Source organism: Burkholderia sp. BCC1985 (assembly GCF_905339915.1).
Taxonomy (GTDB): domain Bacteria; phylum Pseudomonadota; class Gammaproteobacteria; order Burkholderiales; family Burkholderiaceae; genus Burkholderia.
The window spans coordinates 62,901-78,946 of the sequence record NZ_CAJPGY010000007.1 but is presented as its reverse complement, the minus strand read 5'-3'; the positions used below and the strand labels follow the sequence as shown (position 1 = coordinate 78,946).

Below are 16,046 nucleotides of genomic sequence, written 5' to 3'. Positions count from 1 at the left end.
GAACGCGGGCGGAAAGCGCACCCCATCCGTCCCCCGCGGATCGGGCGTTCGGCGAGCAGCGGGCTCGCCCCTTGCGTCGGCCGGTATCCGGGCTGGCCGCTTGCCAGGCCGCAGCCTTCCCGCCCGCTGAAGGGCAGTGGCATCGCGGGCGGCCTGGGCGCGTGCGGGGGGAACCGCGGCGCGCGGGCGGCGTACCGTTGCGGGGACAGCACAGGCCGGGCGGACTTCCGCCTCCTGTTTCCCGTTTAACTGCGTGCGCGGAATGCGCATGCGAGCACCGAACGCGGCGCATACGATAGCACAGCGGTCGGCCCGCGCGAACCCGCCGCGCGGGCGCCGCAAGCGCCCCCGGTGCGATGCCGCCACCACGCCGGACGCGCCGCGGCGGGCCGTTCCGCCTTTACCTTGACGCTCCCCGCACCGCCGCCTACACTCGCACGCGTTTCGGTGCTCGCGCGCGCTCCTCCGGCGCGCGCAGTTAAACGGGAAACAGGGAGCCTGCCTGCGCCGCAGTCGGGCCAACCTGTGCTGCCCCCGCAACGGTAAGCGAACGCGTCGCGCCCAGCGCGATGCAGCGCCGCTTCGCCGCATGCCTGCCGCATGCGGACGACCGCCACTGGATGCCGCGCATCCGGGAAGGCGAAGCGGCGTGTTCGTCAGCCCGGATACCGGCCGAGACGTTGGGGTTCAGCGCCGCGGGGAGGCGGCGCATCGTCCACGGCCGCAGTTCGCCGGACGCCCGGGCGTTGCCCTTCCTTCGCCGATCCGTCAGCCGCTGCACGCGTGCGGGCCGGGGCGAAGAACGGCCAGCGCCGCGGGCAGGCCGACGACGGCCGTGTTGGCATTCATCATGTCGACCGTTCGCAAAGGAGCATCATGCTCGACTCGTTCTTCCGCCTGTTCAACGACAGCCCGTCCGGGCTGCGCGGCAAAATCGTCGCGATCTATTCATTGCTCGTCGCGTTCAACGTCGGCGCGTGGATCTGGGCCTTCATCGCGTTTCGCGACCAGCCCGTGCTGCTGGGTACCGCGCTGCTCGCCTACGTGTTCGGGCTGCGCCACGCGGTCGACGCCGATCATATCGCCGCGATCGACAACGTCACGCGCAAGCTGATGCAGGAGGGCCGCAGCCCGCTCGGCGCGGGCCTGTTCTTCTCGCTCGGCCATTCGACGGTGGTGATCGTGATGTCGGTCGCGGTCGCGCTGACCGCGGCGTCACTCGCGCGCTTCGAGAGCATGAAGACCTGGGGCGGCGTGATCAGCACGAGCGTGTCGGCGTTCTTCCTGCTGGTGCTCGCGGCCGCGAACCTGCTGATCCTGATCTCCGTGTACCGGACGTTTCGCGCGGCCCGCCGCGGCGAGCCGATCGTCGACGCCGATCTCGACATGCTGATGAACCAGCGCGGCGTGCTGGCCCGCCTGTTCCGGCCGTTGTTCCGCCTCGTGTCGCGCAGCTGGCACCTGTATCCGGTCGGCTTCCTGTTCGGCTTCGGCTTCGATACCGCGACCGAGATCGCGCTGTTCGGCATTTCGGCCACGCAGGTGCAGGGCGGCCTGTCGTTCTGGTCGGTGATGGTGCTGCCGGTGCTGTTCACCGCGGGCATGACGCTCGTCGACACGACCGACGGCATCCTGATGATGGGCGCGTACCGCTGGGCGTACGTGCGGCCGATCCGCAAGATCTACTACAACATGACGATCACGTTCGTGTCGGTGCTGGTTGCCGCGTTGATCGGCGGCATCGAGGTGCTCGCGCTGCTCGCGGACAAACTCTCGCTGCAGGGCCCGGTATGGGATTTCGCGACGATGGTCGCATCGCATTTCGGCATGCTCGGCTACGTCGTGATCGGCCTGTTCGTCGCGTGCTGGATCGTATCGGCCGCGATCTACCGCCTCAAACGCTACGACGAGATCGACGTGACGCTCTCGGCCTGACTCCCTTTTAGACACAGGACCCACCATGACCCTACGCAAGCTTCCCGTCACGATCGTCACGGGCTTTCTCGGCAGCGGCAAGACCACGCTGATGCGCCACATCCTGCAGCATGCAGAAGGCCGCCGCATCGCGGTGATCGTCAACGAATTCGGCGAGCTCGGCATCGACGGCGAAATCCTCAAGGGCTGCGGGATCGGCTGCGAGGATGCCGAGGGCGCCCGCAGCGAAGCGTCGGGCCAGCTGTACGAACTCGCGAACGGCTGCCTGTGCTGCACCGTGCAGGAGGAGTTCTATCCGGTGATGGAAGCGCTCGTCGAGCGCCGCGCCGACATCGATCACGTGCTGATCGAGACGTCGGGCCTCGCGCTGCCGAAGCCGCTCGTGCAGGCCTTCAACTGGCCGACGATCCGCAACAGCTTCACGGTCGATGCGGTCGTGACCGTCGTCGACGGGCCGGCCGCCGCGAGCGGCCAGTTCGCCGAGAACCCGCAGGCCGTCGACGCGCAGCGCCGCGCCGATCCGAACCTCGACCACGAATCGCCGCTGCATGAACTGTTCGCCGACCAGCTGTCGTCCGCCGATCTCGTGATCGTGAACAAGGCCGACCTCGTCGCCGACGCGCAGTTCGCCGCGGTCGAAGCCGCGATTCGCGAGGAGATCCCGCCGCAGGTGAAGATCGTGCGCGCGACGCGCGGCGAGCTCGACCTCGCGATGCTGCTCGGCCTCGAATCGGCATCGGAGGAAACGATCCACCTGCGGCACGACCATCACGGCTCGGCCGACGACGGCGATCACGACCATCACCACGACGAATTCGATTCGGTGGTGGTGTCGGGCGACGCGGGCTCGCGCGAGGCGACGATCGCCGCGCTGCAGCGTGTCGTCGAGACGCACACGATCTACCGCGCGAAAGGCTTCGCGGCGCTGCCCGATGCGCCGATGCGGCTCGTGATCCAGGGCGTCGGCCGCCGCTTCGACAGCTATTTCGACCGTCGCTGGCAGGACGGCGAGCCGCGTGCGAGCCGCTTCGTGCTGATCGGCGAGGATCTCGACGCGGCCGCGCTGCAGCGCGCGTTCGAGGTCGCGTGCGCGGCCGAGCCGCAACAGGCGTAACGCACGATGCATCTGCTGCGCACCACGCCGGGCGGCTTCGTCGACGATACGCAGGGTGTCGTCCGGATCGACCAGCAGCCGGCCGACATCGTGATCCTGAGCTCGGCCGACACGACGCTGTCGCTGCTGGCCAGCGTCGTGCCGAGGCTGCCGGCCGGCTTTCCGAGCGTGCGGCTCGCGAACGTCACGTTCCTGCGGCAGCCGGCGTCGGTCGATTTCTATGTCGACGACGTGCTGCGTCATGCGAAGACGGTCGTGATCGATCATCTGGGCGGCGAAGCGTACTGGCCGTACGGGATCGAACAGGCCGTGTCGCTCGCGTCGAAACGCAGGCAGCAGCTCGCGATGTTCTCGGGCGACCTGCAGGAAGATCCGAACCTCGTCGCGAAGAGCACAGTCGCGCCCGACCTGTGCCGGTTGTGGTGGCGCTATCTGCGCGAAGGCGGGATGCACAACGCCGAAGCGTTGCTGCGCAGCATCGCGTTCCATACGCTCGGGGTCGGCGACGAACCCGAGCTGCCGCGCCCGCTGCCGGCCGCCGCGCTGTATCACCCGGCGCGCGACCCGGCGAGCGTCGAGGACTGGCGTCCGCGCTGGACGCCCGGCGCGCCCGTCGTCGCGATCCTGTTCTATCGCGCGCACTGGCAGGCCGCGAACACCGCCGTGTTCGACGCGCTGGCCGATGCGCTCGTGCGCGAAGGGCTCAATCCGCTGCCGATCGCGGTCACGTCATTGAAGGATGCCGTGAGCCGCGAGGTCATCACGCGGCTGTGCGACACGCACGGTGTCGCGCTCGTGCTGAACACCACGGCCTTCGCGGCCGGCGCGATCGACAGCCCCGAGCCCGACGTGCTCGCCGGCGACGCGCCGGTGCTGCAGGTGATCCTGTCCGGCGGAAACCGCGACGCGTGGGTGGCCGACAACCAGGGGCTGCATGCGCGCGACATCGCGATGCACATCGCGTTGCCCGAGGTCGACGGGCGCATCGTCACCCGCGCGGTGAGCTTCAAGGGGCTGGCGTATCGTTGTCCGCACACCGAAGTCGACGTCGTGCGCTACCAGCCGGACGCCGAGCGGATCGCGTTCGTCGCGGCGCTCGCGCGCGGCTGGTGCCGGCTGCGCACGCTCGACCCTGCCGACAAGCGCATCGCGCTGATCCTCGCGAACTATCCGCAAAGCGAAGGGCGGATCGGCAACGGCGTCGGGCTCGACACGCCGGCGTCCGCGCTGCGCGTGCTGGCGGCGCTGCGCGACGCGGGCTATAGCGTGGCCGACCTGCCGGCCGACGGCGACGCGCTGATCGCGCGGCTCACCGAAGGCGTGACCAACGACCCGGCCGTGCGCGCATTGCGCCCGGCGTTCCAGAGTTTCGCGCTGGCCGATTACGTCGCGCATTTCGCGCGGCTGCCGGCCGCCGTGCGCGACGCGCTGAACGCACGCTGGGGCCCGCCCGAAGCCGATCCGACGCTGCGGCACGGGCGCTTCACGATCGCCGGCTGGCGTGCGGGCAACGTGTTCGTCGGCATCCAGCCGTCGCGTTCGCGCGGCGAGAACGACTATGCGAGCTACCACGACGCGGATCTCGTGCCGCCGCACGCGTACCTCGCGTTCTATTTCTGGCTGCGCGATGCGTTCGGCATCGACGCGGTCATCCACCTCGGCAAGCACGGCAACCTCGAATGGCTGCCGGGCAAGAGCGTCGCGCTGTCCGACGCGTGCTGGCCTGACCTGACGCTCGGGCCGCTGCCGCACCTGTATCCGTTCATCGTCAACGATCCGGGCGAGGGCAGCCAGGCGAAGCGCCGCGCGCAGGCGGTGATCATCGATCACCTGATGCCGCCGCTCACGCGCGCGGAAAACTACGGCCCGCTGCAGGATCTCGAACGGCAGGTCGACGAATACTACGAGGCGCTGATGGTCGATGCGCGGCGCGCGAAGCTGCTGCGCAAGACGATCCTCGCGACGATCGCCGAACACCGGCTGCACGACGAACTGAGCGTGTCGCCGCCGCGCGATGCGGGCGACGAAGATGCGCTGCTGACGCGCGTCGACGCGTGGCTGTGCGAATTGAAGGAAGCGCAGATTCGCGACGGGCTGCATGTGTTCGGCGCGTCGCCGGCCGACCGGCAGCGCCGCGACACGCTGCTCGCGCTCGCGCGCTTTCCGGTCGGCGACGGCAAGGGCGAACGTGCGGGGCTGATCGGCGCGCTCGCGCGCGATCTCGCGCTCGGCGACGATTTCGATCCGCTCGCGGCCGACTGGGCCGCGCCGTGGACGGGCCCGCGGCCGGCCGTGCTGCAGGCGCTCGACACATCGCCGTGGCGCCATGCGGGCGACACGCGCGAGCGGCTCGAACGGCTCGCGCAGCAGTGGCTCGACGGCGTGTGCGCGGCCGGCACGTCCGGCGCTTCCGGGATCGGCACGACGCCGCCCGGCGACTGGCCGCACACGCTCGCCGTCATCGAACGTGTGCGCGCGGCGCTGATGCCCGCGCTCGACGCGTGCGGCGGCGAGGAACTGCGCCAGCTGCTGCGCGGGCTCGACGGCCGCTTCGTGCCGCCGGGGCCGAGCGGCTCGCCGTCGCGCGGCCGCCCCGACGTGCTGCCGACGGGCCGCAACTTCTATTCGGTCGATACGCGCGCGGTGCCGACGCAGGCCGCGTGGTCGCTCGGGCTGAAATCCGCGCAGCAGCTGATCGAACGTCATCTGCAGGATCACGGCGACTATCCGCGCGCGATCGGGCTGTCGGTCTGGGGGACGGCCACGATGCGCACCGGCGGCGACGACATCGCGCAGGCGTTCGCGCTCCTCGGCGTGCGGCCGAAATGGGCGCACGGCAGCCATCGCGTGACCGACTTCGAGATCCTGCCGATCGAGATCTTCGACCGGCCGCGCATCGACGTGACGCTGCGCGTGTCCGGCTTCTTCCGCGACGCGTTCCCGAACCTGATGCACCTGTTCGACGCCGCCGTGCAGGCCGTTGCCGCGCTCGACGAGCCGGAGGCTCTGAACCCGATCCGCGCGCGCGTCGAGCGCGAACGCGCAACGTGGATCGAGCGGGGCGTGGCGCCGGACGAAGCGCGGCGCCGTGCCGGCTGGCGCGTGTTCGGCGCGCGGCCGGGCAGCTACGGCGCCGGCCTGCAGGACCTGATCGACCGGCGCCGCTGGCAGAGCGACGCCGATCTCGCCGACGCGTACCGCCAGTGGGGCGGCCACGCATACGCGCAGAACAGCGCGGGCGAGCCCGCGCCCGACGTGTTCGGCGAGCGGCTCGCGACGATCGACGTGGTCGTGCAGAACCAGGACAGCCGCGAACACGACATCCTCGATTCGAACGACTACTACCAGTTCCAGGGCGGGATGACGGCGGCCGTGCGGCACCTGTCCGGGCAGCAGCCGAGCATCTATCACGGCGACCATGCGAACCCGGCCGCGCCGAAGATGCGCACGCTGCGCGAGGAGATCGCGCGCGTGATCCGCTCGCGCGTCGTCAATCCGAAATGGCTCGACGGCGTGAAGCGCCATGGCTACAAGGGCGCGGCCGAAATGGCGGCGACCGTCGACTACCTGTACGGCTATGACGCGACCGCGCGCGTGCTGTCGGACCACCAGTACGCGCTCGTCGCCGACGCGTACCTGTTCGACGACGACACGCGCGCGTTCCTCGAACGCCACAACCCGAAGGCGCTGCACGGCATCTGCGAACGCTTCGTCGAAGCGATGCAGCGCGGGCTGTGGCAGCAGCCGGGCGACTATCGCGAGCGGATCGAAGCGGTCTGGCTCGACAGCGAACAACTTCAGGAAGGAGGACGGCGATGACCGATCCGACGACGCAGCACGCACGCGCGGTATTCCCGTTCGCGGCGCTGGTCGCGCAGCAACCGCTGCAGCAGGCGCTGCTGCTCGCGGCGATCGACCCGTCGCTCGGCGGCGTGCTCGTCAGCGGGCCGCGCGGCACCGCGAAATCGACCGCCGCGCGCGCGCTCGCCGAACTGCTGCCCGAAGGGGCATTCGTCACGCTGCCGCTGTCGGCGAGCGACGAGCAGGTCACGGGCACGCTCGATCTCGCGCATGCGCTCGCCGAAAACGGCGTGCGCTTCCGGCCGGGCCTGCTCGCGCGCGCGCATCGCGGCGTGCTGTACGTCGACGAGGTGAACCTGCTCGCCGACGGGCTCGTCGATACGCTACTCGACGTCGCCGCGAGCGGCGTGAACGTGGTCGAGCGCGATGGCGTGTCGCATGCGCACGACGCGCGCTTCGTGCTGGTCGGCACGATGAACCCCGAGGAAGGCGAACTGCGCCCGCAATTGCTCGACCGCTTCGGGCTGATGGTCGAACTCGCGAACTGCTTCGACGCCGCGCAGCGCGAGCAGATCGTGAAGGCGCGCCTCGCGTTCGATCTCGATCCGGATGCGTTTCGCGCACGTCACGCGACTGCACAGCGCGACCTCCGCGACCGCATCCACGCGGCGCGGGCAAAGTTGTCGACGCTGGATTTCGACGATGCGGTTCACGCGCGCGTCAGCGCGCTGTGCATCGACGCGGCCGTCGACGGCCTGCGCGCCGACCTCGTGATGCTGCGCGCCGCGCGCGCGCTCGCGGCGCTGGAACAGGCCGACGCGGTGACGGTGTCACATGTCGAACGCGTGGCCGACGCGGTGCTGCGGCATCGGCGTCATGCGGGTGCGCCGCCGTCGTCGGGCGCATCGCAGTCGAATGCAGAGGGCGGCGGCGACCACGACGACCCTGCGCCGCCGGACTTGCGCCGGCAGCCCGATCATCGACCGGGCGCGGCACGCAACGATGCAACGGCGTCGCAAGGCGACTGGGGCTACCTGCCGCCCGAGCCCGCCGGACTGCGCGACGTGAAAGGCGTGGTGCCGCTGCCGCTAAAAAAACGCTGAGCCATCGAGCCGACGCCGCCGCGAACACCGTTCGCGGTCCTCGATGGCTGCCAGGCGCTGCCGCGCGCGTGCCGGGTACGGTGCGTGCCGGCACGGCCGTTGCATGGCCGGCGACGCTCGCCGCGAAGCGCGGCGGCCCGCTGCACGCCGACCACCTGCGTTTTCGCAAGCAGGCCGGCACGCCGCGCGCACTCCATTGCTTCGTGCTCGACTGTTCGGCGTCGATGCTGTCGCACGAGCGGCTCGCGCTCGCGAAAGGGCTGATCGTCGCGTACTTCGACCAGGCCGCGCGCGACCGTGTCGAAACCGCGCTGATCTGCTTCGGCGGCAACGGCGCCGCGCGACGCTTCGGCCCGGCCGTGCCGCGCTGGTGGAATGCGCGCTGGCTCGAGCCGGTGGACGGCGGCGGCGGCACGCCGCTTGCGGACGGCATCGCGGCCGCCGCGCACTTGCTCGCCCGCGCCGCACGGCGCACGCCGGACCAGCAGCGCTGGCTGTGGGTGCTGTCCGACGGACGCACGCGCGAAACACCGCCGAAACCGGCGGCCGCCGATCACGTCGTGTTCGTCGATTTCGACGATGCAGCGGTGCGCATCGGGCAGGGCAGGCGGCTCGCCGATGCATGGGGGGCGCAATGGATGACGGCCGCGTCGCTGTGCCCAGGGCTGGCCGGCTGATCCGGTGATCGGGCGCGCGGGCCGGGCGGGTCGATTGCCGGCGCTGCGCTATGATCGCCGTTTCTACTCACCGGAATGCCTGCCATGCAAGTACTCGTCGATGCCGACGCGTGTCCCGCCGTCATCAAGGACATGCTGTTTCGCGCCGCGCGTCGTGCCGAGATCTGCGTGACGCTGGTCGCGAACCAGTTCCTGCGCACGCCGCCGTCGCCGTTCATCAAGGCGCTGCAGGTGCCGGCCGGCTTCGACGTGGCCGATGCGCGGATCGTCGAGCTCGCGGCAGCCGGCGATCTCGTGATCACCGCCGACATCCCGCTGGCCGCCGCCGTCCTCGACAAGGGCGCGCATGCGCTCGACCCGCGCGGCAACTGGTTCAGCCGCGAGAACATCGAGGAGCGCCTGTCGACGCGCGCGATGATGGATCAGCTGCGCAGCGCGGGCATCGATACGGGCGGGCCGGCCCCGTTCAGCGCACGCGACGGCAAGGCGTTCGCGTCGCAGCTCGACCGGTTCCTGGCACGCCACGGCAAGCCCTGACCCATCAGGCCCCACGGGTCGGTCGTGCGATACGCCACCGGTTTCGCGTCGAACCGTCCGCTACGGCAGAATACGGATGCTGCCCCGGCATCGATGTCGTGGCGCGAACGACCCACCGGAGGGCATGGATGTCACCGACTCAACTTCTCGTTCCAACGTTCACCCAGATGCTGCGCGCGCAATCCGCGTGGCTCGACAAGGCCGTGGCGCACCGGCAGGCCGCCGGCGACGCGCCCGATGCGGTGCTCGCACTGAAGCTCGCACCCGACATGTATCCGCTTGCGGCGCAGGTGCGGTTCTCGTGCTTCCAGGCGATGGAACCCGTCTACCGGCTGCGCGGCGAACCGCTGCCGGACGCGCTGCTGGCGTTGCGGGAAGCCGGCTGGCATGCCGATGCGCAGCCTGGCACGCTGGGCGACGCACAGGGCATCCTCGCCGGCACGATCGCGTTCCTCGGCGAACTCGCGCCCGACGCACTCGACGGCGGCGCCACGCTGCCGGTCGCGCTCGCACTGCCGAACGGCATCGCGTTCGACATGACGGGCGAACAGTACGTGCGCGACTGGGCGCTGCCGCAGTTCTATTTTCATTCGATTGCGGCGTACGCGATCCTGCGCCATCACGGCGTCGAGCTCGGCAAGGCCGACTACGTGCCGCACATGCTGGCCTACGTGCGGCCCGGCACGATTCCGCAGGGTTGAACGGTCGAGCGGACGATCCCGCCGCCGCGCACCGGCATGACACGCGCCTTGTTCATCTGCAGCCGCAATCGGCTGCGCAGCCCGACGGCCGAGGCGGTGTTCGCCGCGTGGCCGGGCGTCGAAACCGACTCCGCGGGCCTCGCGCCCGACGCGGAAACGCGTCTGTCCGCGGAACAACTCGAATGGGCCGAGATCGTGTTCGTGATGGAACGCGCGCACCAGGCGAAGCTGTCCGCCCGATTCGGCGCCCGGCTGAAGCAAAAGAAGATCGTCTGTCTCGACATCCCCGATCGCTACGCCTACATGCAGCCCGAGCTGGTCGCACTGCTCGAGCGCAAGGCCGGGCCATTGCTGCGCGCGTGAGCCGCGCGGGCCGGTTCAGCGCGAGCGAGGCGGCCCGTCCGCGAGCGCGGAAAAGCGGTCGAGGTGCAGCAGCTCGATGATCTTGCGGGTCGGCACGCTCGCACGCAGCGTCTCCAGCCGCTCGACGTCGAACCACTTGCAGCGCGCGATCTCGTTGCTCGCGCGTGGCGTCAGGTGTTTCGGCACGTCGGCCACGAACACGTGATGGAGCTTCGTGAGGCCGCCGAATTGCACCGCGTAGTCGAGCGCGAGCCCCTCCAGCCGCGTTTCCTCCGCCAGTTCCCGCTGCGCGGCCTCGAGCGGCGTCTCGCCGCGCCGGATCGTGCCGCCCGGCAGCGACCAGCGCGCCGCGGTACGGGCGACCAGCAGCACGCTGCTGCGCTGGCGGCACACGATCGTGGCGCGTTCCTTGATGCTGACGACGGTATCCGGCCCGGTATTCATGTTCGGCAAAACAAAACTGGCGCTCAATCGTGAAGGGAAATGCACGTCGGCCGATCGCCGGGCACGACGGCATGCAAGCCGCCGCGCCGATCATACCGGCCGTTCGTGACAGTTCCGTGCGTTGCCGCGCGCAACGCGGATCACCTCACGCGTGCGTGTCGATCCCCGCGCGCGGCGGCTTTCCGGACCGCCCGTGGCGCTGCTTGTGGACGGCACGCCGGTGGTGATGCGGCGGCGTCACATGCGGGCGCACCGGCGCGGGTCGTGCCACCGGCGCGGCGGCCTGCGGCTGTAATTGTCCCTCGCCAAAATGGAAGGTCTGGGTTTGCGCGCGGGCGACGCCCAGCGTCGACGCCAGCAGGATGGCCGCGAGCAGCATGCGTTTCATGAAATCTCCGTCTTTCTTCAGTTGAGCACCGTCCGCCAGCTTAGCGAATCGCGCCCCGGCGCGGCAACCGGCCGGCGTTCGGTGGCGTCCCCACTTGCGGCCGGCCGCGTTCTCGGCGCGGCCGCCGCGGCATCTCCTGCTTGACAATGAAATTCGCGAGTGTGAATATAAATTCACACACAAGAATTATTCTTCGAATCCGGAAAGCCGTGCCGTCGCTGTCGGCCCGGTGGAACCGGCGGTCCGATCAACCGGAAGCAGGAGCGAGACGCATGGCGGAACTGAAGCAGCAGGGCGCGTTGGCGGGGTTGCGCATCATCGATCTGTCGCGGGTGCTGGGCGGCCCGTACGCGACGCAGATCCTCGCCGACCACGGCGCGGAGGTGATCAAGGTCGAACCGCCGTCGGGCGACGAGACGCGCACCTGGGGGCCGCCGTTCGACGGCGACACGGCGTCGTATTTCCTCGGCGTGAACCGCAACAAGCTCGGCATCGCGCTCGACCTGACGCAGCCGGCGGATCGCGAGCGGCTGCTCGGCCTGCTCGAGCACGCCGATGCGCTGGTCGAGAACTTCAAGATCGGCACGATGGAGCGCTGGGGCCTCGGCTTCGACACGCTGCACGCGCGCTTTCCGCGCCTCGTCCATTGCCGCGTCTCGGGCTTCGGCGCGGACGGCCCGCTCGGCGGCCTGCCCGGCTACGACGCGGCCGTGCAGGCGCTGGCCGGGCTGATGAGCGTGAACGGCGAGGCGGGCGGCGCGCCGCTACGCGTCGGCGTGCCGATCGTCGATCTCGTCACCGGGCTGAACGCGGCGCTCGGCGTGCTGATGGCGCTGCGCGAACGCGATGCGAGCGGGCGCGGCCAGTTCGTCGAAGCGACGCTGTTCGACTGCGCGCTGTCGATCCTGCATCCGCATACGCCGAATTTCTTCCATTCCGGGAAGGCGCCGGCGCGCACCGGCAACGCGCATCCGAACATCACGCCGTACGACAGTTTTCCGACCGCGAGCGTCGACATCTTTCTCGCGGTCGGCAACAACGGGCAGTTCGCCGCGCTGTGCGACGTGCTCGGCACGCGCGACTGGCCCGCCGATCCGCGCTTCGCCGACAACCGCGCGCGCAGCGCGAACCGCGCCGCGTTGCGCGCGCTGCTCGAAACGGCGCTGGCCGCGCACGACGGCGCGGCACTCGCCGAGCAGCTGATGCGCCGCGGCGTGCCGTGCGCGCCGGTGCTCGGGCTCGATGCGGCGCTCGACCATCCGCACGTCGCGCATCGGCAGATGAAGGTCGAACTGGGCCGGCATCGCGGCATCGCGTCGCCGATCAAGCTCGGCCGCACACCGGCCACGTACCGGCGGCCGCCGCCGGCGCTGAACGAACACGCGTCACAGGTGTTTGCCGAGGATGCATGCGACGCCGGCCACGGCAACGACGCCAACGACAACACCGGCCGCACGCGCCGCAACTGACACGCGTGGCGGCCGGCGGCCGTGCGAAGGCGCCCCCCGACGCCGCCGCACGCCCGCACGCCGCTTCGGACATCGCGCCGCACCGCGCCCGACGCGCGCCGGCGCCAGAGGAGACACATCATGCTCGCATGGATCGGCGCGATCGCGATCGTCGCGCTGTTCGGCCTGATCATCACGAAGCGGCTGTCGCCGCTCGTCGCACTGATCGTCGTGCCGGTGGCCGCGTCGCTCGCGGCCGGCTTCGGACTCTCGACCGGCACGTTCATCGTGCGCGGCGTGCAGAACATCGGCCCGATCGCCGGGATGTTCGTTTTTGCGATTCTATTTTTCGGAATCCTCACCGATGCGGGGATGCTCGACCCGATCATCGCGGGCGTGCTGCGCGTGATCGGCTGCCATCCGCCGCGCATCGTGACGGGCTCGGCGCTGCTCGCGCTGCTGATCCACCTGGACGGCTCGGGCGCCGTCACGTTTCTCGTCACGCTGCCCGCGATGATGCCGCTCTATACGCGGCTCGGCATGGACCGGCGGATTCTCGCGTGCGTCGCGTCGATGGCGGCCGGGGTCAACTTCCTGCCGTGGGTCGGGCCGATGCTGCGTGCGTCGGCGGCCTTGCACATTCCCGGCTCGGCGATCTTCATGCCGATGATCCCGGTGCAGATCGTCGGGCTCGCGTTCGTGTTCGGCACCGCCTACGTGCTCGGCGTGCGCGAGGCCAAGCGGCTCGGGCTCGATCGCGCCGGCGCGGCGTCGCTCGCGGTCGCGCCGCGCGAGCTGACCGACGCCGAGCGCGCGTTGCGCCGGCCCGGCCGCTTCCGGATCAACCTGGCGCTGACGCTCGTCGTGCTCGGCACGCTGGTGTCGGGCATCGTCGACCCGATGGTGATGTTCATGCTCGGCACGGTCGCCGCGCTCGTCATCAACTATCCGGACGTGCAGGCGCAGCGCGAGCGGATCGACGCGCACGCGAAGGCCGCGCTGATGATGGCGAGCGTGCTGCTCGCGGCCGGCGCGTTCACCGGGATCATGTCCGGCACCGGGATGCTGAAGGCGATGGCCGACGTCGTCGTCGCGCACGTGCCGGTCGAGCATGCGCGCCACATGCCGTTCGTGCTCGGCCTGCTGTCGATGCCGCTCAGCCTGCTGTTCGATCCCGATTCGTTCTACTTCGGCGTGCTGCCGGTGCTCGCGGAAAGCGCGAAGCTGCTCGGCGTACCGCCGATCCAGATGGCGCAGGCCGCGCTGCTCGGCCAGATGACCACCGGGTTCCCGGTCAGTCCGCTCACGCCCGCGACGTTCCTGATCGTCGGCCTGACCGGCGTCGAGCTGGCCGAGCACCAGAAGTTCACGATCCCGTTCCTGTTCGCCGCCACCGTGCTGATGGTCTTCGCCGCGGTCGTGGCGGGCGTGTTTCCGTTGTGAGCGTCCGCGTGCCTGTCGCGCCGCGCCGGCCGCCACCGACGCGCCTCGAAGCCCGGTGTCGTCTCGAGCGCGGCGCGGCCATTCACGTTTTCCTGGAGAGCAATCCATGCAGTTCGACCTGACCGACGACCAGCGCGCGATCGAAAGCGCGATCGAGAAAATCTGCGAACGCTTCGGCGACGACTACTGGCTCGAGCGCGATCGCGCGGGCGGATTTCCGTCCGACTTTCACGCAGCGCTCGCCGAGGCCGGCTGGCTCGGCATCGCGATGGATCCGGCCCACGGCGGCGCCGGTCTCGGGATGACCGAGGCCGCGCTGATGATGCGCGCGATCAGCGCGTCGGGCGCCGGCCTGTCGGGTGCCTCGGCCGTCCACATGAATATCTTCGGGCTGAACCCGGTGCAGGTGTTCGGCAACGACGCGCAGAAGGCGCGCTTCCTGCCGCCGCTGATCGCCGGGCGCGACAAGGCCTGCTTCGCGGTGACCGAGCCCGACGCCGGCCTCGACACGACGCACCTGAGCACGCAGGCGCGCCGCGACGGCGACCACTACGTGCTGAGCGGCCGCAAGATCTGGATCTCGACCGCGCAGGTCGCGAACAAGATGCTGATCATCGCGCGCACGACGCCGCTCGACCAGGTCGCGAAGCCGACCGACGGCTTGAGCCTGTTCTACACCGACCTCGACCGTTCGCGCGTCGAGGTGCGCGAGATCGAGAAAATGGGCCGCAAGGCCGTCGATTCGAACATGCTGTTCATCGACAACCTGCGCGTGCCGCGCGACGACCTGATCGGCAACGAAGGCGACGGCTTCCGCTACCTGCTGCACGGGCTGAACCCCGAGCGGATCCTGATCGCCGCCGAGGCGATCGGCCTCGGTCAGGCCGCGCTGCGACGCGCGACGCAGTATGCGTGCGAGCGCGTCGTGTTCGGCCGGCCGATCGGGCAGAACCAGTCGATCCAGCATCCGCTCGCGCAGGCGTGGATGCAGCTCGAGGCCGCGTGGCTGATGGTGATGAAGGCCGCGACGCGCTACGACGCGGGGCAGCCGTGCGGCGCGGAGGCGAACGCCGCGAAGTACCTCGGCGCGGAAGCCGCGTTCCAGGCGTGCCAGACGGCGATCGCGACGCACGGCGGGATGGGCTATGCGAAGGAATACCATGTCGAGCGCTACCTGCGCGAGTGTATGATTCCGAGGCTCGCGCCCGTGAGTCCGCAACTGATCCTGTGCTACATCGCGGAGAAGGTGCTCGGGCTGCCGAAGTCGTACTGACACGCGGCGGCTCGCCCGGCGCGCGTTTCCCGTTCCGAATCAAGCGCTCGTCATGGACGTCAAACTCGTTGCCCGCACGCTCGATCTCTTCGAGCTGTTCGCCGCCGAACGGCGGCCGCTGCCGCTCACCGAACTCGCGCGCCTGCTCAACGTGCCGGCGTCGAGCTGCCTGGCGATGGCGCGCACGCTCGTGAGCCGCGGCTATCTGTACGAGGTGCGCAAGCGCGGCGGCTACTATCCGACGCGGCGCCTGCAGACGATCGCCGCCGCGATCGACGCGACCGATCCCGTCGTCGACATCGTGCATCCGCATCTCGTCGCGCTGCGCGACGCGAGCCGCGAGACGGCCGTGCTCGGCAAGATCCAGGGCGCGTCGGTCACGTATCTCGACGTCGTCGAATCGGAGCAGGCGATCCGCTATACGCGCCAGCCGGGCGAGCTGCGCCCGCTGCATGCGAACTCGATCGGCAAGGCGATCTTCGCGGAACTCGCGAGCGATGCGCAGCAGGCGCTCGGCGCGCAGTTGTCGTTCGAGCGCTTCACCGATGCGACGGTGGCCGACCTGCCGGCGCTCGTCGCGCAAACCGCGCGGTTTCGCGAACTCGGCTGGGCCGAGAACTTCGGCGAGAGCGCGCCCGAGCTGTCGGCGATCGCGGTCGCGCTGACGCTCGACGGCGACTGGTACGGGCTGTCGGTCGTCGGGCCGACCGAGCGGATCCGCCAGCATCGCGACACGCATGCAGCGCTGCTGGTCGATGCGAAGGCGCGGCTGCTGGCCGAGCAGGCGCGCGGCTAGCAAAGGCCGCGAAGCGGGGCGGA

At 70.1% G+C, this 16,046-nt stretch carries 14 protein-coding genes and 2 riboswitches; of the genes, 12 read left to right on the top strand and 2 right to left on the bottom strand.

Going from position 1 to position 16,046, the window contains the following annotated elements:
* Positions 1-60: 60 nt before the first annotated feature.
* A riboswitch (cobalamin riboswitch) is annotated at positions 61-297 on the bottom strand.
* A 131-nt stretch (positions 298-428) separates the two neighbouring features.
* Positions 429-692, top strand: a riboswitch (cobalamin riboswitch).
* Positions 693-876: 184 nt separating this feature from the next.
* The 8 genes from U4Z31_RS08990 to U4Z31_RS08955 all read left to right on the top strand — a co-directional run bounded on the left by U4Z31_RS08990 (position 877) and on the right by U4Z31_RS08955 (position 10,231).
* Entirely contained in the window at positions 877-1,935 is a 1,059-nt protein-coding gene (locus U4Z31_RS08990) for a HoxN/HupN/NixA family nickel/cobalt transporter (RefSeq protein ID WP_044843562.1), read from the top strand.
* A gap of 25 nt (positions 1,936-1,960) precedes the next feature.
* On the top strand, positions 1,961-3,049 hold the full coding sequence (cobW, locus tag U4Z31_RS08985; protein ID WP_257773193.1) for a cobalamin biosynthesis protein CobW: 1,089 nt from the start codon (positions 1,961-1,963) through the stop codon (positions 3,047-3,049).
* A gap of 6 nt (positions 3,050-3,055) precedes the next feature.
* On the top strand, positions 3,056-6,868 hold the full coding sequence (gene cobN, locus U4Z31_RS08980) for a cobaltochelatase subunit CobN (protein WP_321810014.1): 3,813 nt from the start codon (positions 3,056-3,058) through the stop codon (positions 6,866-6,868).
* A complete protein-coding gene (locus tag U4Z31_RS08975) occupies positions 6,865-7,953 on the top strand; it encodes an ATP-binding protein (RefSeq protein ID WP_321810013.1) in 1,089 nt (362 codons plus the stop codon). Before cobN ends, U4Z31_RS08975 begins: the two co-directional genes overlap by 4 nt.
* A gap of 68 nt (positions 7,954-8,021) precedes the next feature.
* Positions 8,022-8,630, top strand: a complete 609-nt coding sequence (locus tag U4Z31_RS08970; protein WP_321810012.1) for a vWA domain-containing protein — start codon at positions 8,022-8,024, stop codon at positions 8,628-8,630.
* Positions 8,631-8,714: 84 nt separating this feature from the next.
* Positions 8,715-9,167, top strand: a complete 453-nt coding sequence (locus tag U4Z31_RS08965) for a YaiI/YqxD family protein (RefSeq protein WP_044843557.1) — start codon at positions 8,715-8,717, stop codon at positions 9,165-9,167.
* A gap of 128 nt (positions 9,168-9,295) precedes the next feature.
* Positions 9,296-9,868: a DUF1993 domain-containing protein gene (locus U4Z31_RS08960; RefSeq protein WP_321810011.1), complete on the top strand. Its 573-nt coding sequence runs from the start codon at positions 9,296-9,298 to the stop codon at positions 9,866-9,868.
* A gap of 36 nt (positions 9,869-9,904) precedes the next feature.
* Entirely contained in the window at positions 9,905-10,231 is a 327-nt protein-coding gene (locus U4Z31_RS08955) for a low molecular weight protein tyrosine phosphatase family protein (RefSeq protein ID WP_321810010.1), read from the top strand.
* Between the two features lie 15 nt (positions 10,232-10,246).
* Here the strand turns inward: U4Z31_RS08955 and U4Z31_RS08950 are convergent, their stop codons facing one another.
* A complete protein-coding gene (locus U4Z31_RS08950; RefSeq protein WP_044843626.1) occupies positions 10,247-10,675 on the bottom strand; it encodes an NUDIX hydrolase in 429 nt (142 codons plus the stop codon).
* Positions 10,676-10,820: 145 nt separating this feature from the next.
* On the bottom strand, positions 10,821-11,063 hold the full coding sequence (locus tag U4Z31_RS08945) for a hypothetical protein (RefSeq protein WP_321810009.1): 243 nt from the start codon (positions 11,061-11,063) through the stop codon (positions 10,821-10,823).
* Positions 11,064-11,335: 272 nt separating this feature from the next.
* On the opposite strand from U4Z31_RS08945, the gene U4Z31_RS08940 reads away from it, so the two are divergent.
* The 4 genes from U4Z31_RS08940 to U4Z31_RS08925 all read left to right on the top strand — a co-directional run bounded on the left by U4Z31_RS08940 (position 11,336) and on the right by U4Z31_RS08925 (position 16,023).
* On the top strand, positions 11,336-12,532 hold the full coding sequence (locus tag U4Z31_RS08940; RefSeq protein WP_044843553.1) for a CaiB/BaiF CoA transferase family protein: 1,197 nt from the start codon (positions 11,336-11,338) through the stop codon (positions 12,530-12,532).
* 120 nt (positions 12,533-12,652) lie between these two features.
* On the top strand, positions 12,653-13,954 hold the full coding sequence (locus tag U4Z31_RS08935) for a citrate:proton symporter (protein WP_321810008.1): 1,302 nt from the start codon (positions 12,653-12,655) through the stop codon (positions 13,952-13,954).
* A gap of 106 nt (positions 13,955-14,060) precedes the next feature.
* On the top strand, positions 14,061-15,227 hold the full coding sequence (locus U4Z31_RS08930; RefSeq protein ID WP_321799584.1) for an acyl-CoA dehydrogenase family protein: 1,167 nt from the start codon (positions 14,061-14,063) through the stop codon (positions 15,225-15,227).
* Positions 15,228-15,279: 52 nt separating this feature from the next.
* A complete protein-coding gene (locus U4Z31_RS08925; RefSeq protein WP_044843550.1) occupies positions 15,280-16,023 on the top strand; it encodes an IclR family transcriptional regulator in 744 nt (247 codons plus the stop codon).
* Positions 16,024-16,046 lie beyond the last annotated feature (23 nt).

Bases quoted from the DNA above. Each gene is read 5' to 3' on its own strand.
- U4Z31_RS08990 (WP_044843562.1), top strand. From the start codon at position 877: ATGCTCGACTCGTTCTTCCGCCTGTTCAACGACAGCCCGTCCGGGCTG.
- cobW (WP_257773193.1), top strand. From the start codon at position 1,961: ATGACCCTACGCAAGCTTCCCGTCACGATCGTCACGGGCTTTCTCGGC.
- cobN (WP_321810014.1), top strand. From the start codon at position 3,056: ATGCATCTGCTGCGCACCACGCCGGGCGGCTTCGTCGACGATACGCAG.
- U4Z31_RS08975 (WP_321810013.1), top strand. From the start codon at position 6,865: ATGACCGATCCGACGACGCAGCACGCACGCGCGGTATTCCCGTTCGCG.
- U4Z31_RS08965 (WP_044843557.1), top strand. From the start codon at position 8,715: ATGCAAGTACTCGTCGATGCCGACGCGTGTCCCGCCGTCATCAAGGAC.
- U4Z31_RS08960 (WP_321810011.1), top strand. From the start codon at position 9,296: ATGTCACCGACTCAACTTCTCGTTCCAACGTTCACCCAGATGCTGCGC.
- U4Z31_RS08955 (WP_321810010.1), top strand. From the start codon at position 9,905: ATGACACGCGCCTTGTTCATCTGCAGCCGCAATCGGCTGCGCAGCCCG.
- U4Z31_RS08950 (WP_044843626.1), bottom strand. From the start codon at position 10,675: ATGAATACCGGGCCGGATACCGTCGTCAGCATCAAGGAACGCGCCACG.
- U4Z31_RS08945 (WP_321810009.1), bottom strand. From the start codon at position 11,063: ATGAAACGCATGCTGCTCGCGGCCATCCTGCTGGCGTCGACGCTGGGC.
- U4Z31_RS08940 (WP_044843553.1), top strand. From the start codon at position 11,336: ATGGCGGAACTGAAGCAGCAGGGCGCGTTGGCGGGGTTGCGCATCATC.
- U4Z31_RS08935 (WP_321810008.1), top strand. From the start codon at position 12,653: ATGCTCGCATGGATCGGCGCGATCGCGATCGTCGCGCTGTTCGGCCTG.
- U4Z31_RS08930 (WP_321799584.1), top strand. From the start codon at position 14,061: ATGCAGTTCGACCTGACCGACGACCAGCGCGCGATCGAAAGCGCGATC.
- U4Z31_RS08925 (WP_044843550.1), top strand. From the start codon at position 15,280: ATGGACGTCAAACTCGTTGCCCGCACGCTCGATCTCTTCGAGCTGTTC.